This window comes from Streptomyces sp. NPDC015127, from assembly GCF_043080095.1.
In the GTDB taxonomy this organism is placed as follows: domain Bacteria; phylum Actinomycetota; class Actinomycetes; order Streptomycetales; family Streptomycetaceae; genus Streptomyces.
Map to the genome: position 1 here is coordinate 416,128 of NZ_JBIBVE010000002.1, position 22,494 is coordinate 438,621.

Sequence of the window (22,494 nt, forward strand, 5' to 3'; positions counted from 1 at the left end):
AGGACACAGGAAGGGCGCCACGTCGTCCGGGGCGGCGCGGGCATGCCGCGGCGCCCCGGAACGGCGGGCGCGGGATCGTCAGCTGTGCCGGGTGGAGGGAGGTCCGCGGGTGTGCCGCGGATCGTACGCGTGGCGCGGCGGAGCACGCTCCTGACGCGGTCCCGCCGTCACACCCCCGCGCAGGGGGAGGGGCTGCACTGCGGTCACGGGACCGGCCGGCAGCGGCGGTGCGCCGGACAGCCGCACCGACTGCTCGGCGGCCGCGTCGTGGTGCACCGCCTTTTCGGGCCCCCGCGGAGTTGGCCGTTCCGCTCGTACGGTCTCGGCGCCGGCGACCGGGGGGAGCGCCGGTGCGACCACGGGGACCGACGCGAGGGCGGGCACGGGCGGCGCACTCTGCGTGCCCGGAGCCGTACCGGCGAGTGACAGGAGCAGCGACAGGACGCCGAGGAGCACGGACGGGAGGGCCGCCGCGAGGGCCCGATGCGTACGCCGGCGCATCCCCGCCCCCTCACCGCTCGTTCCGTTTGCCCAGCTGCCCTGCCGGGGCTCAGCCTAGGCGACGGGGACCGGTCAGGGGCACCGGCACGTGTGCTCGCCCGTCGGCCAGGGCAGGGAACCCGTCGTGGACGGCTGCGGCAGAGCACGCCCCGGTTGGCTTACGATCACGGCGGGCGGCCGCGCTCTGGCGGTCGCCGGCCCACACCCCTGGAGGTCACCGTGTTCGGGACGGCCCGCGGACACCGCACCCACCGAAGCAGCTTCCGCTCCCGCGCCACCGCAGGTGCCGTGGCGGCCGGCATGTTCCTTGCCGTCGGCTGTGCCTCCGCCGACGACGGCCCCGGTGAGGCGGCGGGCGGCGTCCCGGTGGTGGAGAAGGGCAAGCTGACCACCTGCACGCACCTGCCCTACCCGCCCTTCCAGTTCGAGCAGGACGGGAAGATCGTCGGCTTCGACGTGGCGCTGATCGACCTCGTGGCGAAGAACCTCGAGGTGGAGCAGAAGATCCTCGACACCCCGTTCGAGAACTTCAAGACCGGTGCCTTCCTCAACTCCGGTGAATGCGATCTCGCGGCGGCCGGTATGACGATCACCGACGATCGCAAGAAGAACGTGGACTTCTCCGTCCCCTACTTCGACGCCACCCAGGCGCTGCTCGCCACCAAGAAGAGCGGCGTGAAGACCCTCGCCGACGTCAAGTCCCAGAAGAAGAAGCTCGGCGCCCAGGCCGAGACGACTGGTGAGAGCTACGCCAAGAGCCAGGGCTTCGACCCCGTCGCCTTCGAAAGCTCCGACGCCGTCCTCAACGGCCTGCGCACCGGCCAGGTCGACGCCGTCGTGATCGACTACCCGGTCGTCCAGGGCTGGCTGAAGGACAAGGCGAATGCCGCGGAGTTCGTCCTCGGGGAGAACATCGAGACCGGTGAGCAGTACGGCTTCTCGGTGAAGAAGGGCAACGACAAGCTGCGCGCCGCGATCGACAAGGCGATCAAGGACGCCCGCGCCGACGGCACCTACAACAAGCTCTACGAGCAGTGGATCGGCCCGCTGCCCAAGGACGGGTCGTGACCTCACGACTCACCCGGCGCCAGCGGCGCCGGGTCTCGCAGGGCATTCAGTACGCGCTGTTCGTGGCGGTCCTGGTCGTCATCGGTGTGCTCGCCGACTGGGACCGCCTGCAGAACCAGTTCGCGCAGCAGGAGCTCGCCGAGGAACTGTTCCCGGACATCATCACCACCGCGCTGCGCAACACGGTGGTCTACACCGTGTCCGGTTTCGTGTTCGGCCTGGTCCTCGGCCTGGTCATCGCGCTGATGAGGCTGTCGTCCGTCGCCCCCTACCGGTGGGTGGCGAGCGTCTACATCGAGATCTTCCGCGGTCTGCCCGCGCTGCTGATCTTCATCTTCGTCGGCGTCGCGGTCCCGCTGGCCTTCCCCGGCACGGAGATCCCGGGCGGTACGTACGGGAAGGTCGCCCTCGGCCTCGGCCTGGTCGCCGCCGCGTACATGGCGGAGACCATCAGGGCGGGCATCCAGGCGGTGCCCAAGGGGCAGATGGAGGCGGCCCGTTCGCTGGGCTTCTCGCACGCCAGGGCCATGGTCTCGGTGATCATCCCGCAGGCGTTCCGTATCGTGATCCCGCCACTGACGAACGAACTGGTGCTTCTGTTCAAGGACTCGTCGCTCGTCCTGTTCCTCGGCGTGACGCTGCAGGAGCGCGAGCTGACCAAGTTCGGCCGCGACCTGGCGAGCCAGACGGCCAACTCCACACCGATCCTGGTCGCCGGCCTGTGCTATCTGCTGGTGACCGTGCCGCTGAGTTTCGTGGTGCGCCGCCTCGAGGCCCGCGCCGAGAAGGCGAAGTGAGGAACGGATGCCGGAGAAGCACACACAGGCGGGGAGCGGGAGCATGAGCGCCACGGGCCGCCCCGAGATCGAGATCCGGGGCCTCTTCAAGTCCTTCGGCGACAACCAGGTCCTGCGCGGCATCGATCTCGACGTCGCGGCGGGCGAGGTGGTCTGCGTCATCGGTCCCTCGGGCTCCGGGAAGTCGACGCTGCTGCGCTGTGTGAACCTGCTGGAAGAGCCGACCGAGGGCCAGGTCTTCGTCGGCGGCACCGAGGTCACCGACCTCGATGTCGACATCGACGCGGTACGCCGCCGGATCGGCATGGTCTTCCAGCAGTTCAACCTCTTCCCGCACGTGAACGTGACGGAGAACCTGACACTTCCCCAGCGGCGCGTGCTGCGCCGGGACAAGGCGAAGGCCGCCGAGGTGGCCCGGCGGAACCTGGAGCGGGTCGGTCTCGCGGACAAGGCCGAGGCGTATCCCGCGCAGCTGTCCGGCGGCCAGCAGCAGCGGGTGGCGATCGCCCGGGCACTGGTCATGGACCCGGAGGTCATGCTCTTCGACGAGCCGACCTCGGCGCTCGACCCGGAGCTGGTGGGCGATGTCCTCGCGGTGATGCGCCAGCTGGCCGCCGAGGGCATGACCATGATGGTCGTCACGCACGAGATGAGCTTCGCCCGGGAGGTCGCCGACCGGGTCGTGTTCATGGACGGCGGAGTGATCGTCGAGGAGGGTCCCGCGGAGCAGGTCGTGGGAAACCCGCGGCACGAGCGGACGCGCAACTTCCTGATGCGGCTGCTCGACCCGGCCGCGGCCGATCAGCCCGGCACCGAGGGACCGGCGGACGGTCCGGACAAGGAACGCTGACACGGGTCCGCAGGACCGGACGGCCCCGGCCGGGAGGGGGATGCCCGGCCGGGGCCTTCGCGGTGGTCCGTTTCCCCCGGTCAGCTGCCGGGGCACTCCTTCCACGCCAGGTGGTAGATCGTGCTGATGTCACCGTCCGTCGAGTCCATCGTCATGTAGCTCGTCGCCGCGGGGGCCGACGCGCCCGCGCTGACGCGGAGTTCGGTGTTGATGTTGAAGTTCCGCTGCACCCCGCAGGGCGCCCACACCAGCTGCGCCCAGTCGGTCTCGTCGGTGGCCTGCCAGTTGTCCTCGTACGGTCCCTGGAACGTGTGCGACCGTGACGCGGTGCTCGGCGAGCCCTGGAAGTAGTACGAGGCCTTCTCCGTGCCGCTCGCGCCGGCCTGCAGCGAGGCGTAGCCGCGGTAGTCGGCGCTTGCGACGGCGTAGGTGAAGCCGTGGGGGACGTGGACGACGAGGTTGAGCTGGCAGTTCTTGCGCGACGCGGTCGGCGAGGAGTCGCCGCCCACCTGGGCCAGATAGTCGCTGTACGTCACGGTGAAGGCGGTGTTGTCCTCCGAGACGGCGACGGCCGCGGTGCCCAGGGGGCATCCCGAGCCGTTGACCGTGGCGACATCGATGACGATCTTGTCGGGCGGCGGGTCGGTGATCCCCGACGGACTGTGCTGCGCGGGCAGCGCGGAGGCGAACAGAGCGGCGACCGCTCCACTCACCAGCAGACCGGCGTTCATGGTTCTCCCATCCATTGCTTTCGGTGCCGGGTGCCGGGCGCGCGCAGGGGCGCCCGGCGCGAGGTGGGGGGTGCGGCCGGCCGTGGAGCGCCGGCCGTCACGGACCAAGTGCGTTGGATCGAGCTGCGAGCTGCGTCGTACAGGAACGCGTCGAACGGCGGCGGGCGACTGCCGAAGGTTGAATAGTCATGTACATGACAGTCGCAGCGTCGTGGTACCCGGTCGCTGAGGACCGGGAGTGGTCGAATGGTACAAACCAGCGGCAGGGGCGACCAGCCGACGACCGGCCAATGAACAGGGCCCCGGAGGGCCTCTTCGTGGCCGGGTTCCGACCCTGCGGACCGGGCGGGGCCTCAGCCCAGCAGGTTCGCAATCGCGCTCGCGTCGTGGAAAGCGCCGGACCGTCCGGTGCCCGCCGCGGCCCCGAACGTTAGGCTGATCACGATGTTCACCGCACACGGGCCCACCCTGAAGGAGCTGGCCGTCCAGGCGCTGTCCTCGACCCAGCGGGGCTACGACCTGCTCGCACCGAAATTCGACCTGACGCCCTTCCGGACCCCGGATCCCATCCTCGACTCCGTCGCCCGGGCCCTGCGGCCGCTGGGCCCGTTCGCCTCCGGCCTCGACATCTGCTGCGGCACCGGCGCCGGGGTCGGGATGCTGCGCGAGCTGTGCACCGACCGCGTCACCGGTGTCGACTTCAGCGCCGGCATGCTCGCCACCGCCCGCGCGACCGTCCCCGCGAGCGGACCGCCGGCCGTCTCCTGGGTGCGGGCGGACGCTCGGGCCCTGCCCTTCGAGGGCGACTTCGACCTGGCGGTCAGTTTCGGCGCCTTCGGCCACTTCCTGCCGAAGGAGCGCCCCCTGCTCTTCGCCCGGGCCCACGCCGCCCTGCGGCCCGGCGGGCGATTCGCCTTCCCGGTGCTCGCACCGCCGAGCCCCCGGACCCCGCTCTACTGGGCGCTGTTCGGCTTCGACGTCATCATGCGCGTACGCAACGCCCTGTGGCGGCCCCAGTTCGTCATGTACTACCGCACCTTCCCGCTCTCGCGAGTGCTTGCCGACCTCGAACGGGTCGGATTCCAGGTGGATTTGATCCCGCTCACCGATCTCGGCCGACTGTCCGGCGGCGCGCCGCGCGCCCGGCTCGTGGTCGCGCGGCGGCCCGACTGACAGTCCGGCGCGTCAGACGAGGGTGTGCACCCGCTGCGAGGTCAGCTCGTAGCGCGCGCCGACGACTGCCAGGGCGCCGGTGGAAATCAGGGCGGCGAGGTCGGGCTCCTCGGCGAGCCGCCGGGTCACCAGGGCGACATTGCGGTCGATCGTGGAGTCGATCCGTGCCTCGCCCTGCTGGCTGTGGTCGATCGCGGGGCGTATGCGATCGGCTATGTACTGGATGTGGGTGGGCAGTTCCTCGCCGGTCTCCTCGGCCCGTACCGCCGCGCTCACCGCTCCGCACGCCTGGTGCCCGAGCACCATGACCAGTGGTGTGCCGAGTTCCAGGACGCCGTACGCCACACTGCCCAGCACGGCCTCGTCCAGCACCTCGCCCGCGGCGCGCACCGTCATCAGGTCGCCGAGTCCCTGGTCGAAGATCAGCTCCGGGGGCACGCGGGAGTCGATGCAGCCCAGGATCACGGCGAACGGGTGCTGCCCGTGGGCCAGAGTCTGGCGTACGGCATCGCTCTCGTGCGGGTGCTGCTGATGGAAGGTGCGCCAACGGCGGTTGCCCGCGGCCAGTTCGCGCAATGCGGCGGAGGGCGTGGTGGGCCGCGGGCGCGCGGGGGCGGTGCGGGGAGCCGCCGACGCGGGTACGGCGCCGAGGGCGAGGCCGCCCGTGGCGAGGGCTCCGCCGGCGACGGCCGCGCGCAGCAGGGTCCGGCGGCTCTCGCTCACCGGCTTGTTCGTCTGTCGAATGAGTGTCACGTACGTGAACGTAGAGTGTACGCCCGAACAAGGGTGCACCTCGCGGCGTTCTTTGCGGCTGCTTGGGCAAACCTTGGCCCGGGCAGCATCCGAGCGAGAGCAAGGGTTTGCATCCATGAACCGCGCGGGCACCCCGGGGCTCGATCGGCGCATAGGGTGGCCGCATGCCCACTCCGGTCCTCTACTGCCGTGACCCCCTCAACCCCCGCCGTGTCGACGAGCACTTCGCGCCAGAGGCCAAGGCCGTGCGCACAGTGGGTGGTGAGGTGGCGCTCGTCGACCACGACGCCCTGCTGGCCGGCGACGCCGACGCCGCGGTCGCCCGCGTCCCGCAGGGGCTCGGCGGCCTCTGGTACCGGGGCTGGATGGTGCCCTCCGAGCGGTACGGCGCCCTGGCCGAAGCGCTCCGCAGGCGCGGCGCCGACCTGCTCACTACCCCCGACCGCTATCGGGCGGCCCATGAACTGCCCGGCTGGTACGCCGCGTTCCGCGACGTCACACCCGCGAGCGTCTGGCACCCCGCCCGACAATCCGGGGGCGCCGTTCCGTCCCCCGACGAGCTCACCGCCCTCGCGGAACGGCTGCCGGCCGGGCCCGCCGTGGTGAAGGACTACGTCAAATCCCGCAAGGACGCCTGGGACGAGGCCTGCTACGTCCCCGACCTCGCCGACGGCCCCCGGCTGCGGCGCGTCGTGGCACGCTTCGCCGCACTCCAGGACGCGTACCTCACCGGCGGAATCGTGCTGCGCGTCTTCGAACCGTTCGCCCGCCACGGCGAGACCCCGGCCGAGATGCGCGTCTGGTGGCTCGACGGAGTACCCCGGCTCGTGACGCCGCACCCCGACAACCTCCACCGCGGCGGCCCCGCACCGGAACTCGGCCACATCGCAACCGCCGTCCGTGCCCTCGGCTGCCGGTTCGTCACCACGGACGTCGCGCTGCGCACGGACGGTGTGTGGCGTGTGGTGGAGGTCGGCGACGGCCAGGTCAGCGACCTCCACCGGGACGTCGACCCCGCGGACCTCGCCGTGCTCCTGGCGGGCACCCGCTGACGACTTCCGGTGTCACACCAGCTGCTTGACCGACATCAGCAGATGACGGTGCACCGGCTCCGTATCCTTGTCGTCGGCCGACGACAGACCCGTCAGGAGCGCCCGCTGTCCCGGACCCAGCAGGTCGAAACGGACCACGGGCGCGTCGAAGGACGACAACGCGTCCACGAGATACGACGGGTTGAACGCGACCGTCATCTCCGGAGCGCCCTCCAGTGCCGACGGCAGCCGCTGCGAGGCCACATCGTCCTCGTACCCCGCGCGCAGACACACCGAGCCGTCCGAGAAGTCCAGCTGCAGGGGACTGTCGCTCTCCGCGACGACCGCGACCCGCTTCACCGCCTCCAGCAGCGGCTCGCGGTCCGTCACGGCGACGGCAGCCGGTATGAGGGCGAACAGCTTGTCATGGCGCGGCAGTTGCCCGTCCAGCAGGCGGGTCGTGATCCGCATGCCCCCGTTCTCGAAGCCGATCGAGCCCGTGTCGAGCGCGATCCGGACCGTCCCCGAACGGGCCAGCGAGCGCCCGATGTCGGTGAGCCGGCGCGCCGACACGACGGCCTCACCGGACGCGTGCGGCGTCTGTGGCTTCCAGCCGAGCGTCCGCACCGCGTACCGGTACCGGTCGGTCGCGGCCAGCGTCATCGTCTCGCCGTCGAAGGCCACACGGATGCCCGTGAGCACCGGCAGCGCGTCGTCACGCCCTGCCGCGACAGCGACATGACCGACCGCCGCGGCGAACACCTCGGCGTCCACCACACCGCGGAACTCCGGCAGCGGGGGAAGGGCGGGGTAGTCGTCGAACGGCAGCACCGACAGCCCGAACCGCGCGCCGTCGCTCACCACCGAGAAACGCGACCCGTCGACCGAACACTCCACCGTGCCCGCGGGCAGCACCTTGCAGATGTCGACCAGTCTGCGTCCCATGACCAGCACCCGGCCCGGGCGCACCACATCCGCCGCGACCTCGATGCGCGCGGACGCCTCGTAGTCCAGCCCCGAGACGCGCAGCGTCCCGGAGTCCGCGTCCAGGAGAAGGCCGCCGAGCACGGGCACGGGCGAGCGGGTGGGCAGCACGCGGGCCGCCCACGCGACCGCTTCGGCCAGCTCACTGCGTGCGATCCGGAACTCCATGCGAGACCTCTCCTCGTCGACGGCGACGCTTCGACGCTATCGGCCACCACTGACAACGCCCTTGTCACAGCGACCTGGCAGGATCGTGCAGCGGGGACCACAAAGCGTCCCGGCAGCGGAGGGGGACAGGGGGATGCCGTGGGCGACACGGAGGAGGGACCCGTCGCGGGGACGACGGCGCAGCATGCGGGTCCGGCCCGGCCGCGTGGCCGCCTGATCGTCGCGTGCGCCGTCGTCACGGCGCTCCTGCTCACCTTCCACCAGGCCGTACCGAACACCGTCGGCCGGCTCGGCAGTCTGCTGGAGACCTTTCTGCCCTGGCTCGGCCTCGCCGTGCCGGTGCTGCTCGTCCCCGCACTGCTGCGGAGGTCGGTCACCGCCCTCGTCGCCCTGCTGCTGCCCGCGGCCGCATGGCTCGGCCACTTCGGCCCGCTGCTGCTGCCCGCCGGCGACGAACCGCACGACATCACCGCGGTGCAGCACAACGTCAGCGATGTGAACGCCGACCCCGCAGGCACCGCACAGGCGCTCTTGGGGGAGCGCCCCGACATCGTCGCCCTGGAGGAGCTGACCCCCGAGGCACTGCCGGTGTACGCCCGGACGCTCGCGTCCCGCCTCTCCCACCACGCGGTCGTGGGCACCGTGGGCCTGTGGTCAGCCCATCCCCTCAGGGACGTACGGCCGGTGGACATCAGGCCCCGAGGCATCGGACCGGGGTGGAACAGAGGGCTGCGTGCCACCGTGCGCACACCGGAGGGCGATGTCGCCGTCTACGTGGCCCACCTGCCCTCGGTGCGCCTCGGTGTGCCGCACGGCCTCGGCTCCGCCCGCCGCGACGAGAGCGCCGCCCTGCTCGGGGCGGCGATCGCCGCCGAGAAGGTGGACCGCGTGATCCTGCTCGGCGACCTCAACGGCACCGTCGACGACCGCGGCCTCGATCCGCTCGGCTCCCGACTGTGCGTGACGGGGCCGGGCATGGCGTTCAGCTGGCCCGCGGCGTTTCCCATGGCCAGGATCGACCAGATCATGGCGCGGTCCGCGGCCGTCCTCCAAGTCAGATCGTTGCCCGCGACCGGAAGCGACCATCTGCCCGTCGCCGCCCACATCAGGCTCTGACGAGGTCCGCCGTCCCGCTCCACGCGGAGGCGAGCCGGGCGGCCAGGAGAGCCGCCGGTCCCGTCCCCGTCCCGGCGTGCAACGCCTCGACCCGGTGCACCGTGCGCGGCGCCGTCACCGCGATGCCCACCACGCCGCACGCGTCCTCCAGCACCGAGCGCGGCAGCAGCGCGAGGCCGTGCCCGGCGGCGACGAGAGCGACCAGTCCGCGGACATCGGTCCCCTCGTACCGCAGGGACACGGGGAAGCCGTCGTACCCGCAGACGGTCCGCAACCGGTCGCGCCCCACCGCGATGTCGGGCGCGTCGATCCACCGCGCGTCGCCGAGATCGACGAGCCGGACGCCCTCCCGGCCGGCCAGCGGATGCCCGGCCGGCAGCACGACGGCCGGCGGCTCCTCGGCCACACCCGTCGCCGTGAGCGGACCCGTCTCGGGCAGGTGCAGGGGATCGCTCGGCGCGGCGATGCCGTCGACCAGCGCGAGGTCCAGCTCCCCGGTGGCGACACTCCGCACGACCGCGGAGTGACCGGCTGTCCGCACAGCGATCGCCAACCCCGGCTGTTCACCGCGCAGTTCGGCGAGCGACCGGGTCAGACGGGACGACATGGCCAGGGGCGTGACCCCGAGCGTGAGCCGGCCCGCCGGCACCGCCAGCAGCCGGGCGATGTCGGCGCGTGCGGCGTCGAGCCGCAGGAGCAGCGGCCCGGCGTGCTCCAGCAGACGTGCTCCGGCCTCGGTGGGGACGACGGGACGGCGCAGCAGCAACGCTGCTCCCAGATCGTTCTCCAGTGCGGCGATGTGCTGCGACACCGCGGACTGGGTGTAGCCCAGTTCGCGAGCGGCGGCCGAGAAGGACCCGAGACCGGCCACGGTGACGAAGGTGCGCAGCAGATGCGGATCCATGGTCCATCAGTATCGCTGATGGCAGGGTCATGAATCATCGTTGGTGCTGAACCTCACGGTCGGGTCAGGATGTGCGCATGTCCGCTTCCCACCGCACCTCTTCGGCCCGTCTCGCCCTCGTCGGCGACCGCTCACCCGGCGTGCGCGCCCACGCCCGCATCCCGGCACTACTGCAGTCACTCGCCGCGCGTGACCAACTCGTCCTCGACGCCTACTGGATCCCCACCCCCGACGCCGAACAGCCCGGCGCGCTCGTCGGCTTCGACGCCGTCTGGCTCGTCCCCGGAAGTCCGTACGCGAGCGAGGCAGGCGCGCTCGCCGCCGTGCGCACAGCGCGCGAACGGGGCATTCCCTTCCTCGGGACGTGCGGAGGGTTCCAGCACGCGGTCCTCGAGTACGCACGGTCCGTCTGCTCCCTCGGGGACGCCGCCCACGCGGAGAACCGCCCCGGCGCCGAGGACCCGTTGATCGCCCCGCTCGCCTGCTCGCTGGTCGGACACGAGGGCGCGGTCGAGGTGGAGCGCGGCTCGCTGGCCGAACGGGTCCTCGGCGCCGAGCGGACAGTGGAGCGCTACCACTGCTCGTACGGCACCAGCCCTGCGTACGTCGACGTCCTGCGGGACCACGGCCTGCGCTTCAGCGGGTGGGACGACGCAGGCGATGTCCGCATCGCCGAACTGCCGGGCCACCCCTTCTTCCTCGCCACACTGTTCCAGCCCGAACTCGCGGGGGACGGAACCCGCCCGCACCCGGTCGTGCGCGCCCTCGCCGCGGCGGCCGCGGAGCACGCGCGGCACGAGACCGGGTGACCCCGTGGCATCGGTGTGTTCCGAGTGCGATCCGGGGTGCGATCGGGACTAGGGTGGACGCCGGAGGTGATCCGCGTGGCCAACGAGCAGGCAGAGCTGTTCGCGGCGGTGGACGCGCTGCTGGAACAGGCGGCGGCACAGGACACGCTGCCCGCACCGGCGGAGCGCAAGCGTCTGCGCGAGGCCGCGGGGGTCAGCCAGGAGCAGGTGGCACAGGCGCTCAAGGTGCGGCGGGAAACCGTGACGAGCTGGGAGGCCGGCCGGACGGAACCGCGACCGCCGAAGCGCGCGGCCTACGCCCGCTTCCTGGAGGGCCTCGCCGCCCAACACCCGCCCCGGCCCACGCCGGAAGCGGTGCCTGCGCCGGAGGCAGCCCCGCACCACCCGGCCGCGCCCGAGCGGACCCCCGCCCCGGAACCGGTCGCCGGCGCCGGCCCCGGCGCGGCGCACCTCGCGTCCGGCCGCGGAGCCGGCACGCCGCCGGCCCCGACTGCGCCGCCGACCACGGCACCTGTGCCCGTAACGGACCGGGCGGGCACGCCGGCAGCGGCTCCCGTGCCGGCCCCGGCCCCCGTCACGTCAGAAACGCCCGCCGCGCCCGATCCGGCGGCCCGAGCAGCGGTACGCACCCCCGACCCCGCGCCCGACCCTGTCGCGCCGCGCCGCCCCAGTGGCAGGCCCGCGGCCGCCTCCACTCGCGGGCGCGCCACGAGGCGGACGCCCACGCCGTCCCGCCCGGCCACCGCCACCGCCGACCCCCGGTTCGCCGACGGGCCGCTCGCCGTGCTCGACGGTGACGGCAACGCCCACTGCGCCGGCGGCCTGGTCCTCGACTGCCCCGCCGACGACGTGCCCGCCCTCGTCGAGTGGACGCTCGGCGAGACACGGCTCGGCGCGCCCCGGCTGCACCGCAACGGCCAGGACGCCGACCCCCTGATCGTGCTCACCGAGGCCGCCGCCGTACGACTCGGGCTGCCCGCCGAGCTGGCGGACCGCCGCACGCTGCGGCTCCCGGACGACCACCCGGTCGTCCGCGGACTCGCCCGTGCCAAGTGGCGGCTGACCAAGCGCGGCTTCGGTCCCTGGCCGCGCATCTACCGCCCCGCCCAGGCCGGGCAGCGCAGGTGCGTCCAGCTCGCCGTCCTGCCGTGGGGCGCGCTCGACGCCCGTACGTGGGGCGATGCCGACACCCTCCCGCCGCCCGAACTGGCCCGCGTGCTCAGCACGTACGCCGCACGTGTCCTGACCCCGCGCGGGTCGGCCGCCGTGTCCGGGCTGGAGCTGATGACCGCGCTGCGGCCGCCGACCCGCGCGGTGCAGGACGCCGCCACGGGCGCATGGACGTCCGGCCCCGTGCCCGGCGCGCTCACCGAGTCCGTCGACCCGGCGCCGCCCGAGGCGCCGGACGAGCACCCCGTCGTCGCCTCCCTGTATCCGCGCGGCCACCGGCGCACCTCCGAGGAGGTTCTCGACGAGGAGGCGTTCGAGTGGACGCGCGACCCCGAGCTCCTCACGGACGCCGAGTGCGCGAAGGAGTACGCGGTCGGCATCGACGTCAACACCGCGTTCCTGGCGGCGGCCAACCGGCTCCTCGTCGGCCTCGGGGAGGCCGTCCACGTCCGCGCGCCGGCGTTCGACAAGGCGGTTCCCGGTTCCTGGCTCGTCGACCTGTCCGGAATCGAGATCGACCCGCGGCTGCCGAACCCCTTCACCCCTCACGGCGGCCGCCCCGAGGGGCCGGCCTGGTACGCGACCCCGACCGTCGCCTACGCCCGGGAACTCGTCGACACCTACCGCCTGCCCGTCACGATCGCGCCGGTCGAGGCGTGGGTCCGTACCGAGAGCGGACCGTATCTCGACCCCTGGTACAAGCGTCTCAGCGAGGCGTACAAGGCGACGATGGCCGACCTCGGGGTGGAAGCGGGCCTGGGCGAGGCGGAGTTCCTCGCCGCGATGGAGTCGCACCGGCACCAGGACCCGGCACTCGCCGCCGTGCTCACGGCGATCAAGGCGACGGTCAAGGGCGGCATCGGCAAGCTGCGGGAACGGCCCCAGGGCACCTCGTACCGGCCGGGGGAGCGGTGGCCGGCCCTGTCCCGCCCCACCTGGCGGCCCGACATCCGCGCCGCGGTCATCGCGACGGCCCGTGTCAACATGCACCGCAAGCTCCTCAGGACCGCTCTCGCCACTCAGCGGGACCCGGCTCCGGTCGGTCATCTCCGCCTCGGCGAGGACGCGTTGTGCGCGATCGCGCTGCTGTCGGACGGCGCGGTCTACCTTGCGGACGGCCCGGGCCCACTGGACTTCCTGCCGCACACGGCCGACGGCAGGCCGGTACCCGGCACCTTCCGCCTCGGGGGGAGCCCGGGCATGGTCAAGCACGAGGGGACGCGGTCCATGATGTGGGCGGTGCAGTTGCTCGACCAGGGGCTCAACCCGGCCCGGCACATCAAGGGCTCGGACGCCGCGGACGACGGAGAATAGGGGCAGGCCATGGGGCATATCGGCGACAGCCTGGACCGGGCGGCGCTCAGCGTCTCCACCCGCCCGATCCCGGTGGGCGCGCAGGCGCGGGTGCGGTTCCTCGTCAAGCGCGCCAAGGGCTCCACCAAGGCGGTCGCCGAACAGCTCGGCGTCTCCCAGCGCACGATCGAGCGGTACCTGAAGGGCGAGATCAGAAGGCCGCGCAAGGAGCTCGCGGACCGGATGGCCGCGGAGGTGCGCCGCCTGTGGCAGCCGCGGGTGAAGCAGCGTGCGCGCAGGCAGGCCGCGACGGCGACGGGCCTGGTGATCGAGACCCGGGCCCGCTTCGGTTTCACCGCGGCCCCCGGCAGCACCGACGACAGCCGCGTCCGCCGCATCACCCAGCACCTGCCGCCCGACTACGCGGCCCGCCTGTTCGCCGCGCAGGACGCGGGGGCGGGCGAACGCCAGTTGCAGCAGATCGCGGCGGAAGGGCTCCAGGAGATCTACTTCAAGGACCGCGGCCGCCGCGCGGATGGCCTGCAGGTGGAGTTCACCGACATCGACTACGTCGAGATCGACTACAGCTGACCGCCCCGTCCGGCAGGCGGTCCGCGGGTATCGTCGGGTCGGCGAGGGGGAAGCACATGACGTCACGGACGACTGACACTCCGGGCACGACGCGCACGTTCTCGATCGGCGGCGAATACCGGGTCGGCCGACTCGGGTTCGGCGCCATGCGCCTGTCGACCGAGCCCGGTTCCGAGCGTGAGGCCGCCATCGCGGTGGCCCGGCGCGCCGTCGAACTGGGCGTCACCCTGATCGACACTGCCCACCTGTACGGATGGGGGGCGAACGAGGAACTCCTGGCCGAGGCCCTGCATCCCTACCCGGACGACCTGTTGATCACCACCAAGGTCGGGGTCACCCGGGGCGGGCCGGAAGGGTGGGTGTACGACGCACGACCGGAGAGCCTGCGCGAGCAGGTCGAGCAGGGCCTGCGCCGGCTCCGGACCGAGCGCGTCGGCCTCCTGCAGCTGCACCGGATGGACCCGAAGGTTCCGGTCACCGAACAGATCGGCGCGCTCCGCGAACTCCAACGGGAAGGGAAAATCGGGCACATCGGGCTGTCCGAGGTCACCACCGCTCAACTCGCCGAGGCCCGGCAGACCGCCGAGATCGCGAGCGTCCAGAACCGCTACAACCTTGTCGACCGGGACCACGAGCCGGTTCTGGCGGCATGCGAGGCGGCCGGCATCGCCTTCCTTCCCTGGCGCCCCGTCGCCGCGGCAGCCGACTCCGGCCGGGCGTCCGCGCTCGACACCGTCGCCACCGAACTCGGCGCCACCGTCCCGCAGGTCATGCTCTCCTGGCTGCTCGGCCGTTCCCCGGTCCTCCTGCCGATCCCCGGCACCGGCTCGCTCGCCCACCTGGAGGACAACGTCGCCGCGGCAGACCTCCCGCTCACCGACTCCCAGCGGCAGCGCCTCGACCGTACAGCCCCGCCCGCCTGACGTGCCGACCGTCGCGGGCCGCTGTCCACTGAGTCGCACCACGCCGTCCGGCCGCAGCAACAGCGTTCGATGCGGTGACCCGCGTGTCCATGGACCGGCGCTTCACCGGCCGAACCGGCGCAGAGGCAGTCGCAGCCTTCACGACGCCAGATCGAGCGACTCGCCTCGGCGGGCGCGCTCTGCGGGCCGCACGGACGCGGCACTCATTCTCCGGGGCCGTCCGTACAGCAGCACGGCCAGACCGGCTCCCAGCGTGCCGCCCACGAGCTGCGCGGCCACGAATCCGGGCAGCGACGCCGGCGCGATGCCTGCGAAGGAGTCCGACAACGATCTGCCCACGGAGGCAGCGGGGTTGGCGAACGAGCCGGACGAGGTGAACCAGATCGCCGCGGCGATGTACGCGGCGACCCCGACGGGCGCGAACCTGGCACGGCCGGTCCGCCGCAGTCCCGTGATCAGCAGCACGAGTCCCGCCGTGGCGACCGTTTCGCCGAGGAGCAGGTGCCACTCCGATCGTGTGTGCGTGGACCACGTGCCGGGGCGCCGGCCGAACATGAGGTCGGCCAGCACGGCGCCCGCCGCCGCGCCCGCCAGCTGCGCCGCGACGTAGGTCAGCGCCTCCAAGGCGGCTGCGCGGCCCCGCCGTCCCTCGTACCACCAGGCGCACAGGGTGACCACCGGGTTGAGATGGGCGCCGGAGACGGGGGACAGCAGAGCGATCAGCAGACCGAGTCCGATCGCGGAGGCCAGCGAGTTGGCCAGCAGTGCGGTCCCCGGATCCGGGCTGAGCCCGGCGGCCCGGATCCCGGAGCCGACGACGACGGTCACGAGTGCGGCGGTGCCGACCAGTTCGGCCACCGCCCGGCGCGGCAGCGCCGCCTGTGCAGTCACGATCTCTCCCCACCCATGTCGCTGTGCGGAAAGTATATTCCGTAAAACGGAATGCTGTGTGGGGTCAGCCGACCGCCGCGGCCTCCCGCAGCGCGTCGCGGAATGCCCGGATCGCAGGATGCCGCCCCCGCCCGCGCCGTACCGCCGTGAAGAGCCTGCGCGCCCGCTGACCGCGCGGGAGCTGTCGCAGCGCCACGGTCGGCGGGCGGCCGGACCACACCAGGTCGGGCAGGAGAGCGGCGGCGTGCCCCTGCTCCGCGAGCCGCAGATGCAGCAGGAGGTCGGTGGACTCGTAGCGCACGTCCGGCTCGAAACCCGCCGCCCGGCAGAGCGCCGTCGCCCAGTGCCGGGCCGCCGTGCCCTCGGGCTCCATGACCCAGGGGTGCCCGGCCAGCCGCATGAGCGCCGCCTGCGGCCCCCGGCGCTGCGCGGACTCCCCGCTCCCGACTGCTACGCCTGCGGGCAGGGCGAGCCGCAGCGGGTCCTCGCACAGGTCCTCCTGTTCGAGCTCCGCCGGACGGGGATTGGCGCTGCCCGGATACTCCTCGGCCACCACCACGTCGAAGTCCCGGGCCAGCAGCGCCGGAAGGGCACGCTCGGGCTCCGCCTGCGTCATGTGCACGCGCAGCCGCGGATGGGCGTCGCGCAGCAGCGTCAGCGCGGTCGGCACCAGGGCGAGCGCGGCGGTCTGGAAGGAGGCGATGCGCAGGGTGCCGGTGATCTCGGACAGCGAGGTCGCGATGTCCGCCTCGGCCCTCTCCAGCCGTTCGAGCACCGCCTCGGTATGCGCGACGAGGATCTCGGCCTGTTCGGTCAGCCGCACACGGCGCCCGACCGGCTCCAGCAGCGGCACACCGGCCTCGGCCTCCAGCTGGGAGAGCTGCTGCGAGACGGACGAGGGGCTGTAGGAGAGCGCGGCGGCGACGGCGGCCAGCGTCCCGCGGTGTTTGAGCTCGCGCAGCAGACGCAGTCGATGAAGATCGAACACGGGCGGGAGTCCTTCCGGTGATTGTTCGGCTTCTCCGACGATTATCGGTCGGAAACATTCGCTGGACCGACGTAATGCTCAGGCGGCACGGTGGTGCACATGTCCGGAACCCCTGATCCCACCGCCCCGTTCTGGTACGCGCGGCCCGCCGCCCGTGCCTGGACCTGTGCTCCCGTGTCGCCCGGCGTGTCCCGCTTCCACGCCGGACTGCCCGGCTATGCCCCCACCCCGCTGACCGAACTGCCCGCTCTCGCGGCCCGCCTCGGCGTCGGACGGCTCTTCGTCAAGGACGAGTCGTCCCGCCTCGGACTCCCGGCGTTCAAGGCGCTCGGCGCGACCTGGGCCGTCCACCGCATCCTCGCGGGCCGCCCGGCCGGCACCCGGCTGCGCCTCGTCGCCGCCACGGACGGCAACCACGGCCGGGCCGTCGCCCGCACCGCCCGCCTCGGCGGCCACCACGCCGAGATCCACGTACCCCGCGGCCTGCATCCCTCGGCCGTGGCGGCGATCGCGGCCGAGGGCGCCCGCGTCGAGCAGGTCGACGGCGACTACGACACGGCCGTCCGGCAGGCCGCCGATGCCGCGCGAGCCGATGGGGCCGTTCTGGTCCAGGACAGCGCCTGGCCCGGCTACGAGGAGATCCCCGGCTGGATCGTCGAGGGCTACGCGACCCTGTTCGCCGAGATCGACGACCAGCTGGCAGCGGCCGGAGCCCCGGCGCCCGACCTGGTCGCCGTGCCGGTCGGCGTCGGCTCGCTCGCCCAGGCCGCCGTCACCCACTACCGCAGCCAAGGACGCGCACACGCCCCCGCGCTGCTGTCCGTCGAGCCGGTGACCGCCGCGTGCGTCCTCGCCGGACTCGTGGCCGGCGAACGCCTCAGCGTGCCCACAGCCCTCACCACGATGGCCGGGCTCAACTGCGGCACTCCCTCCGCGCTCGCCTGGCCGTACCTGCGCGACGGCCTCGACGCGGCCGTCGCCGTCACCGACGCCCAAAGCGCCGACGCAGCCCGCGAACTCGCCGCGCTCGGCGTCGGCTCCGGCCCGTGCGGCGCCGCCGCACTCGGGGGCGTACGCGCCGCACTCGAGGGCCCGGGCGCCGCAGCGCGCCGCGCCGCCCTGGACCTCGACCCCTCGGCCACCCTCGTCCTGCTCAGCACCGAGGGACCGGCGGCCAACCCCCATCACCAGGAGAACCCGTCATGACCGCCCCCACGACCACTGCCCCGATCCTCCGCGTCGACGGCGACCGCCTGTGGCGCTCACTCATGGAACTGGCCGAGATCGGCGCCTACGACGACGAACGCACCGGCCTGCGCGGCGTCAACCGCCTCGCCCTCACCGACGCCGACGCGGCCGGACGACGGCTGGTCATCGGCTGGATGCGGGAGGCGGGACTGACCGTCCGCGTCGACCGGATGGGCAACATCTACGGCCGCCGCGAGGGCGCCGACCCGGACGCGCGCCCCGTACTCACCGGCTCGCACATCGACAGCGTCGCCACCGCCGGCGCGTTCGACGGATGCCTTGGCGTCCTCGGCGGCATCGAGGTCGTCCGCACGCTGAACGACCTCGGCATCACGACCCGCCGACCCCTCGAAGTCGCCGTCTTCACCGAGGAGGAGGGCACGCGGTTCGGCACCGACATGCTCGGCAGCGCGGTCGCCGCCGGCCGGATCACCCTCGGCCGGGCCCATGCGCTCACCGACCGAGACGGCGTCGCCCTCGGCGCCGAACTGACCCGCACCGGATTCGACGGCACCGCCTGCGAACGCCTCGACCCCCCGCACGCCTACGTGGAGTGCCACATCGAACAGGGTCCCGTACTCGCCAGGGCCGGCGTCGACATCGGCGTCGTCACCGGCGTGCAGGGCATCTCCTGGCAGGAGATCACCCTCCACGGCCGTGCCGCGCACGCCGGGACGACCCCCACCGAACTGCGTGCCGACGCGGGACTCGCCGCCGCCCGCATCGTCACGCACCTGCGCGCCATGGTCGAATCCGGCGCGTACGGCGAACTGCGCGCGACCGTCGGGCACATGGCCGTGCACCCCGGCCTGACGAACATCGTTCCCGCACGCGCGGAACTCACCGTCGACCTCCGCAACCCCGACGACGCGGCCATGGCCCGTGCCGAGGAGGACCTGCTCAGCCATGTGCGCGCGCTGGAGGGCGAGCAGCCGGGGCTGACCGCGTCCGTGCGCCGGATGGCGCGGACGGCCGCCGTCCCCTTCGACGAGGAGGTGCAAAAGGCCGTCGCCCGGGCCGCGGACGACCACGGACTCGCCCATGTCTCCCTGCTCTCGGGCGCCGGACACGACGCCCAGGAGATCGCGGCGCTGTGCCCCACGGCCATGGTCTTCGTGCGGGGCGAGTACGACGGCATCAGCCACAACCCCCGCGAGTACTCCAACCCAGAGGCGTGCGCCCACGGTGTCGATGTCCTCGCCACCACGCTCCTGCGGCTCGCGGAGCCGGTACCAGGGGCGGCAACCGACGCGGTGCCCCGGTCCTGACCGCCCGTCGGAGCCGCGCCCGGGGCGCGACAGCCGAACGGCGCAGTCGACACGCGCCCGGGACGGGCCGCTCCGCGGAACGAACCGGGACGCGTCCCACCATGGACGCAACCACGACGGGCCGCCGGCCATCTTCCTGTGCAACGCGCCGTAGCCCGCCCGCACCACAGCGCATGGAGTGAGATGACAACGGTCCGTACGTCGGTCGTCGTGCCGTGCTTCAACGAGAGCGAGGTCATCGGGGCGTTCCACGAGGCCCTCGTCGCCGCTCTGGAGCCGACCGGGGCGACCTTCGAGATCTGCTACGTGGACGACGGCAGCGACGACCGGACGCGGGCGCACCTCAAGGACCTGGCCGCGGCGGACCGCCGGGTGCGGTACACCTCCTTCAGCCGGAACTTCGGCAAGGAAGCCGCGATGCTCGCCGGGCTGCGCATGGCTCAGGGCGATGTCGTGGTCCTGATGGACGCCGATCTCCAGCATCCGCCCGATCTGATCCCGCGGATGCTCGAACTGCACCGGCACGGCTACGACCAGGTCGTCGCCCGGCGCGACCGCACCGGCGAGGGGATGGTGCGCACCTCCCTCAGCCAGGCGTACTACCGCCTCGTGCGCCGCTTCATGGAGGTCGAAGTGGTCGACGGGGCGGGCGACTTCAGGCTGCTCTCCCGCCGCGCGGTCGCCGCGGTCCTGTCCCTGCCGGAGGCCAACCGCTTCTCCAAGGGACTCTTCTCCTGGATCGGATTCGACACCGTCAGCTTCACGTACACCAATGTGCGGCGCGCCGCCGGCCGGTCCAAGTGGGGTGGCCGGCGGCTGCTGAACTACGGCATCGACGGCCTGCTCTCCTTCAACAGCCGCCCGCTGCGCCTCGCGATCCACACCGGCCTGTGGCTGCTGCTCTCGGCGCTCGCCTACGCGGCCTGGATCGTCGGCAACGCCGTGGTCAGCGGCGTCGACACCCCCGGCTACGCCACGCTGATCACCGCGATCGTCGGCATCGGCGGCATACAGCTCGTCACGCTCGGTGTGATCGGCGAGTACGTGGGCCGGATCTACCACGAGGCCAAACGGCGGCCCCACTACGTGATCCGCGAGACCGACGAGACGGCCACCGCGCAGCCGGACCCCTCCGTCAGGGGAGCCGCTTGGAGTAAGTGACCTTCTCCAGGTGGTAGTAGTCCGCCACACACTGCGCGGGCCACGCCAGGCGCCCGTTGTTGCTGAACGGCTCCAGCATTTTCGCCACCGACACAGGGGTGTACGGCAGCTGCTTCGCACCGCGCGCGGCTCCCTCCCGCAGCGAGCGGTCCTGGCGGTCCCACCGCTCGGCCCGCACCTGCATGTCGTGCCCCAGGGAGACGAGCGGGGCCACGAGCCCGAGGACGGCCGCGGCACACAAGGCGGCGGCCGTCGCCGTCGCGACACCCGGACGGTGGCGCCGCAGGCGGCGCCCGAGGAACGCGCCCGCCGCCACCAGCAGCACGATGTACAGCAGCAGATAGTCGTTCCATGTCCTCTCCGTGGTCACCACCCTCGCGCCGAACACGGGATAGGTGATGACGGTGCACAGATAGCCGGACACCAGGAACGCGAGCGCGCCCAGCGACAGCAGCGGCAGCGGCCGCCACGGGAGGAGGGCCGCCGGCCGAGCGGACCGGCGCCGGGCCACGAGCCCCAGCAGCACGCCCGCGGCCACCGCGCCCACGTACTGCCATGTCGAGAACACCGTGGCCAGGATGTGGGCGAAGCCGCGCAGGGAGCCCAGCAGCGATTCGGGGGCGAGCATGGACGCGCTCTCGGCGCCGTGCCGCTCGCGCCGGTTGCGCGAGCCCGGGGAGGTGACCAGCAGCAGCGTGCCGATCCCGACACCGGCCATGCCCGCCAGCGACCAGAGACGGGCGAAGCGCCGTGCCCCGCCCGAAAAGAGACGCGGGGCGAACAGCACGGCGCCGGACAGCACGACGAGGGCGACGACCGACGCCTCCTCCGACAGCGTCCCCATGAACACGCCCGCGACCGCCACCGTCACCAGCGCGGCGACACGCCCCGCACGGCCGCGGGCCCGCAGCAGCGGCAGCACGGCGGCACACGCCAGGACCGGCGCCACGGTGTGCGAGACGGACGCGGCGGGCCAGTAGAACGTCTTGTACGTGTTCTGCGTGGCGAAGAGGAACACCGCCACGACCATGGCGGCGACGAGCAGCGGCACTCCGCGCGGCACCGACTGGCCAGTCCTGCGCAGCACCTGCGCGGTCAGGGCCCACAGCAGCCCCAGCATCAGGACACCGCTGACCAGTCCGAACCACTGGAGCCCGGCGACGGAGAACTTCGCGTACAGACCGACCAGCAGCCCGTTGCCGAACCGGCCGTTGTCGGTGTACCAGAACTTGCCGACCAGGCCGGGGATGCCGTGGTCACGGACCATGGGGAGGAAGCACCACTCGTCGGCGCTGGGCCGCACATGACGCCCGAACCACGACGCCAGCGCCAGCAGGCCCAGCGGCAGTGCGGCCAGCGCGAACGGCCAGGCGGCCCACCAGGGCGCCCAGCCGCGCCGACGACCGCTCCGCCGCTCCCGGCCGCCGCGCCCGTCCGGTTCCCGCGCGACGGTGATCCCCGATGCGTCGGAGGACATGTCATCACTGCCCTTCGGAAAACTGATGGTCCGGCATCCAAGAGGTGAATCCCGGATGTACCGTTCCATCTTCCGTCGGACAAGATCGGCAAGCCGCCACGACAGGCCGAGGACGAGGAAGCCGCAGGTTGCCGGCCGGCGACCGAGCAGAGCAATCAGCGTCTGACGATGCAGAAGGGATGGCCGGCCGGATCGATGAGGACCCGCCACCTGTCCTCATTCGGCTGATGAGCCGGCTTGCCCGCCCCCAGCTCCAGCAGCCGGGCCTCGGCCTCGTCCAGGTCCTCGACCGCGAAGTCGAGGTGGAACTGTTGGGGAACGGTTTGGTCGGGCCAGCGCGGTGCCCGGTAGCCGTCGACCCGTTGAAAGCCGATGAGGAGCCCGTCCGCACCGTTGAGCCCGGCGAAGTCGGCGTGTGACTTCGGGTGCGGTTCAAGGCCGGTGGCCTGCTGATAGAACGCCGCGAGAGCCGGCGGATTCAGGCAGTCGAGTGTGATCGCGGACAACGTCATCTGCAGGGGCATGGCACCTCCGGGCCGATCGGCGGACAGTCGCGACGGGCAGCCTAGAGGCGGCGGCCCGCTCGCCGACCCGCGGGC

Annotated in this window: 22 protein-coding genes; 13 read left to right on the forward strand and 9 right to left on the reverse strand. The window is 72.6% G+C overall.

The window, feature by feature from the left end:
- Window positions 1-78: 78 nt before the first annotated feature.
- Window positions 79-501, reverse strand: coding sequence for a hypothetical protein (locus ACF08N_RS05140; protein WP_392323216.1), 423 nt, complete (start codon window positions 499-501; stop codon window positions 79-81).
- A 300-nt stretch (window positions 502-801) separates the two neighbouring features.
- Between ACF08N_RS05140 and ACF08N_RS05145 the strand changes: the two genes are divergently transcribed.
- Genes ACF08N_RS05145 through ACF08N_RS05155 form a run of 3 tightly spaced genes read left to right on the forward strand, consistent with a single transcriptional unit; the run spans window position 802 to window position 3,216 of the window.
- Window positions 802-1,569, forward strand: coding sequence for an ABC transporter substrate-binding protein (locus tag ACF08N_RS05145; RefSeq protein WP_392323426.1), 768 nt, complete (start codon window positions 802-804; stop codon window positions 1,567-1,569).
- Entirely contained in the window at window positions 1,536-2,366 is an 831-nt protein-coding gene (locus ACF08N_RS05150) for an amino acid ABC transporter permease (protein ID WP_392323217.1), read from the forward strand. The genes ACF08N_RS05145 and ACF08N_RS05150 overlap by 34 nt, the downstream gene beginning before the upstream one ends.
- A 43-nt stretch (window positions 2,367-2,409) precedes the next feature.
- Window positions 2,410-3,216: an amino acid ABC transporter ATP-binding protein gene (locus tag ACF08N_RS05155; RefSeq protein WP_392323218.1), complete on the forward strand. Its 807-nt coding sequence runs from the start codon at window positions 2,410-2,412 to the stop codon at window positions 3,214-3,216.
- Window positions 3,217-3,296: 80 nt separating this feature from the next.
- On the opposite strand, the gene ACF08N_RS05160 is transcribed toward ACF08N_RS05155, so the two are convergent.
- Entirely contained in the window at window positions 3,297-3,947 is a 651-nt protein-coding gene (locus ACF08N_RS05160; protein ID WP_392323219.1) for a DUF4360 domain-containing protein, read from the reverse strand.
- 444 nt (window positions 3,948-4,391) lie between these two features.
- On the opposite strand from ACF08N_RS05160, the gene ACF08N_RS05165 reads away from it, so the two are divergent.
- The gene (locus ACF08N_RS05165) at window positions 4,392-5,120 is read left to right on the forward strand and encodes a class I SAM-dependent methyltransferase (protein WP_392323220.1); all 729 of its coding nucleotides are present in this window, start codon (window positions 4,392-4,394) and stop codon (window positions 5,118-5,120) included.
- A 12-nt stretch (window positions 5,121-5,132) separates the two neighbouring features.
- Here the strand turns inward: ACF08N_RS05165 and ACF08N_RS05170 are convergent, their stop codons facing one another.
- Complete coding sequence (locus ACF08N_RS05170) at window positions 5,133-5,873, reverse strand: carbonic anhydrase (RefSeq protein WP_392323221.1); 741 nt, start codon at window positions 5,871-5,873, stop codon at window positions 5,133-5,135.
- 164 nt (window positions 5,874-6,037) lie between these two features.
- Here ACF08N_RS05170 and ACF08N_RS05175 point away from each other — a divergent pair, with 164 nt between their 5' ends.
- Complete coding sequence (locus ACF08N_RS05175; RefSeq protein WP_392323222.1) at window positions 6,038-6,925, forward strand: ATP-grasp domain-containing protein; 888 nt, start codon at window positions 6,038-6,040, stop codon at window positions 6,923-6,925.
- Window positions 6,926-6,937: 12 nt separating this feature from the next.
- Here ACF08N_RS05175 and dnaN read toward each other — a convergent pair whose 3' ends face one another.
- Window positions 6,938-8,056 (reverse strand): DNA polymerase III subunit beta, encoded by a 1,119-nt coding sequence (dnaN, locus tag ACF08N_RS05180; RefSeq protein ID WP_392323223.1) that lies wholly within the window; start codon window positions 8,054-8,056, stop codon window positions 6,938-6,940.
- Window positions 8,057-8,194: 138 nt separating this feature from the next.
- On the opposite strand from dnaN, the gene ACF08N_RS05185 reads away from it, so the two are divergent.
- The gene (locus tag ACF08N_RS05185; RefSeq protein ID WP_392323224.1) at window positions 8,195-9,172 is read left to right on the forward strand and encodes an endonuclease/exonuclease/phosphatase family protein; all 978 of its coding nucleotides are present in this window, start codon (window positions 8,195-8,197) and stop codon (window positions 9,170-9,172) included.
- On the opposite strand, the gene ACF08N_RS05190 is transcribed toward ACF08N_RS05185, so the two are convergent.
- Window positions 9,162-10,076 (reverse strand): LysR family transcriptional regulator, encoded by a 915-nt coding sequence (locus tag ACF08N_RS05190; RefSeq protein WP_392323225.1) that lies wholly within the window; start codon window positions 10,074-10,076, stop codon window positions 9,162-9,164. The two genes, ACF08N_RS05185 and ACF08N_RS05190, sit on opposite strands and share 11 nt — an antisense overlap.
- A 77-nt stretch (window positions 10,077-10,153) precedes the next feature.
- Between ACF08N_RS05190 and ACF08N_RS05195 the strand changes: the two genes are divergently transcribed.
- From ACF08N_RS05195 to ACF08N_RS05210, 4 genes are all read left to right on the forward strand, one after another.
- Entirely contained in the window at window positions 10,154-10,885 is a 732-nt protein-coding gene (locus tag ACF08N_RS05195) for a hypothetical protein (protein WP_392323226.1), read from the forward strand.
- 75 nt (window positions 10,886-10,960) lie between these two features.
- On the forward strand, window positions 10,961-13,369 hold the full coding sequence (gene tap / locus ACF08N_RS05200) for a telomere-associated protein Tap (protein WP_392323227.1): 2,409 nt from the start codon (window positions 10,961-10,963) through the stop codon (window positions 13,367-13,369).
- Between the two features lie 9 nt (window positions 13,370-13,378).
- Window positions 13,379-13,939: a telomere-protecting terminal protein Tpg gene (gene tpg, locus ACF08N_RS05205; RefSeq protein ID WP_392323228.1), complete on the forward strand. Its 561-nt coding sequence runs from the start codon at window positions 13,379-13,381 to the stop codon at window positions 13,937-13,939.
- 56 nt (window positions 13,940-13,995) lie between these two features.
- On the forward strand, window positions 13,996-14,862 hold the full coding sequence (locus ACF08N_RS05210; RefSeq protein ID WP_392323229.1) for an aldo/keto reductase: 867 nt from the start codon (window positions 13,996-13,998) through the stop codon (window positions 14,860-14,862).
- 138 nt (window positions 14,863-15,000) lie between these two features.
- On the opposite strand, the gene ACF08N_RS05215 is transcribed toward ACF08N_RS05210, so the two are convergent.
- On the reverse strand, window positions 15,001-15,753 hold the full coding sequence (locus tag ACF08N_RS05215; protein ID WP_392323230.1) for an aquaporin: 753 nt from the start codon (window positions 15,751-15,753) through the stop codon (window positions 15,001-15,003).
- A gap of 64 nt (window positions 15,754-15,817) precedes the next feature.
- Window positions 15,818-16,741, reverse strand: coding sequence for a LysR substrate-binding domain-containing protein (locus ACF08N_RS05220; RefSeq protein ID WP_392323231.1), 924 nt, complete (start codon window positions 16,739-16,741; stop codon window positions 15,818-15,820).
- Window positions 16,742-16,840: 99 nt separating this feature from the next.
- Here ACF08N_RS05220 and ACF08N_RS05225 point away from each other — a divergent pair, with 99 nt between their 5' ends.
- The 3 genes from ACF08N_RS05225 to ACF08N_RS05235 all read left to right on the forward strand — a co-directional run bounded on the left by ACF08N_RS05225 (window position 16,841) and on the right by ACF08N_RS05235 (window position 20,418).
- Window positions 16,841-17,947 carry a diaminopropionate ammonia-lyase gene (locus ACF08N_RS05225; protein ID WP_392323232.1) on the forward strand — a complete coding sequence of 369 codons (1,107 nt, stop codon included), beginning with the start codon at window positions 16,841-16,843 and terminating at the stop codon, window positions 17,945-17,947.
- On the forward strand, window positions 17,944-19,257 hold the full coding sequence (locus ACF08N_RS05230; RefSeq protein ID WP_392323233.1) for a Zn-dependent hydrolase: 1,314 nt from the start codon (window positions 17,944-17,946) through the stop codon (window positions 19,255-19,257). The genes ACF08N_RS05225 and ACF08N_RS05230 overlap by 4 nt, the downstream gene beginning before the upstream one ends.
- A 183-nt stretch (window positions 19,258-19,440) precedes the next feature.
- Window positions 19,441-20,418: a glycosyltransferase family 2 protein gene (locus tag ACF08N_RS05235; protein WP_392323234.1), complete on the forward strand. Its 978-nt coding sequence runs from the start codon at window positions 19,441-19,443 to the stop codon at window positions 20,416-20,418.
- On the opposite strand, the gene ACF08N_RS05240 is transcribed toward ACF08N_RS05235, so the two are convergent.
- Window positions 20,393-21,895: a DUF6056 family protein gene (locus tag ACF08N_RS05240; protein ID WP_392323235.1), complete on the reverse strand. Its 1,503-nt coding sequence runs from the start codon at window positions 21,893-21,895 to the stop codon at window positions 20,393-20,395. The genes ACF08N_RS05235 and ACF08N_RS05240 overlap by 26 nt on opposite strands.
- A gap of 155 nt (window positions 21,896-22,050) precedes the next feature.
- Entirely contained in the window at window positions 22,051-22,419 is a 369-nt protein-coding gene (locus ACF08N_RS05245; RefSeq protein WP_392323236.1) for a VOC family protein, read from the reverse strand.
- Between the last annotated feature and the right edge of the window lie 75 nt (window positions 22,420-22,494).

Bases quoted from the DNA above. Each gene is read 5' to 3' on its own strand.
- ACF08N_RS05245 (WP_392323236.1), bottom strand. From the start codon at position 22,419: ATGCCCCTGCAGATGACGTTGTCCGCGATCACACTCGACTGCCTGAAT.
- ACF08N_RS05160 (WP_392323219.1), bottom strand. From the start codon at position 3,947: ATGAACGCCGGTCTGCTGGTGAGTGGAGCGGTCGCCGCTCTGTTCGCC.
- ACF08N_RS05210 (WP_392323229.1), top strand. From the start codon at position 13,996: ATGACGTCACGGACGACTGACACTCCGGGCACGACGCGCACGTTCTCG.
- ACF08N_RS05140 (WP_392323216.1), bottom strand. From the start codon at position 501: ATGCGCCGGCGTACGCATCGGGCCCTCGCGGCGGCCCTCCCGTCCGTG.
- ACF08N_RS05190 (WP_392323225.1), bottom strand. From the start codon at position 10,076: ATGGATCCGCATCTGCTGCGCACCTTCGTCACCGTGGCCGGTCTCGGG.
- ACF08N_RS05155 (WP_392323218.1), top strand. From the start codon at position 2,410: ATGAGCGCCACGGGCCGCCCCGAGATCGAGATCCGGGGCCTCTTCAAG.
- ACF08N_RS05225 (WP_392323232.1), top strand. From the start codon at position 16,841: ATGTCCGGAACCCCTGATCCCACCGCCCCGTTCTGGTACGCGCGGCCC.
- ACF08N_RS05230 (WP_392323233.1), top strand. From the start codon at position 17,944: ATGACCGCCCCCACGACCACTGCCCCGATCCTCCGCGTCGACGGCGAC.
- ACF08N_RS05145 (WP_392323426.1), top strand. From the start codon at position 802: ATGTTCCTTGCCGTCGGCTGTGCCTCCGCCGACGACGGCCCCGGTGAG.
- ACF08N_RS05195 (WP_392323226.1), top strand. From the start codon at position 10,154: ATGTCCGCTTCCCACCGCACCTCTTCGGCCCGTCTCGCCCTCGTCGGC.
- ACF08N_RS05165 (WP_392323220.1), top strand. From the start codon at position 4,392: ATGTTCACCGCACACGGGCCCACCCTGAAGGAGCTGGCCGTCCAGGCG.
- ACF08N_RS05235 (WP_392323234.1), top strand. From the start codon at position 19,441: ATGACAACGGTCCGTACGTCGGTCGTCGTGCCGTGCTTCAACGAGAGC.
- dnaN (WP_392323223.1), bottom strand. From the start codon at position 8,056: ATGGAGTTCCGGATCGCACGCAGTGAGCTGGCCGAAGCGGTCGCGTGG.
- ACF08N_RS05175 (WP_392323222.1), top strand. From the start codon at position 6,038: ATGCCCACTCCGGTCCTCTACTGCCGTGACCCCCTCAACCCCCGCCGT.
- ACF08N_RS05240 (WP_392323235.1), bottom strand. From the start codon at position 21,895: ATGTCCTCCGACGCATCGGGGATCACCGTCGCGCGGGAACCGGACGGG.
- tpg (WP_392323228.1), top strand. From the start codon at position 13,379: ATGGGGCATATCGGCGACAGCCTGGACCGGGCGGCGCTCAGCGTCTCC.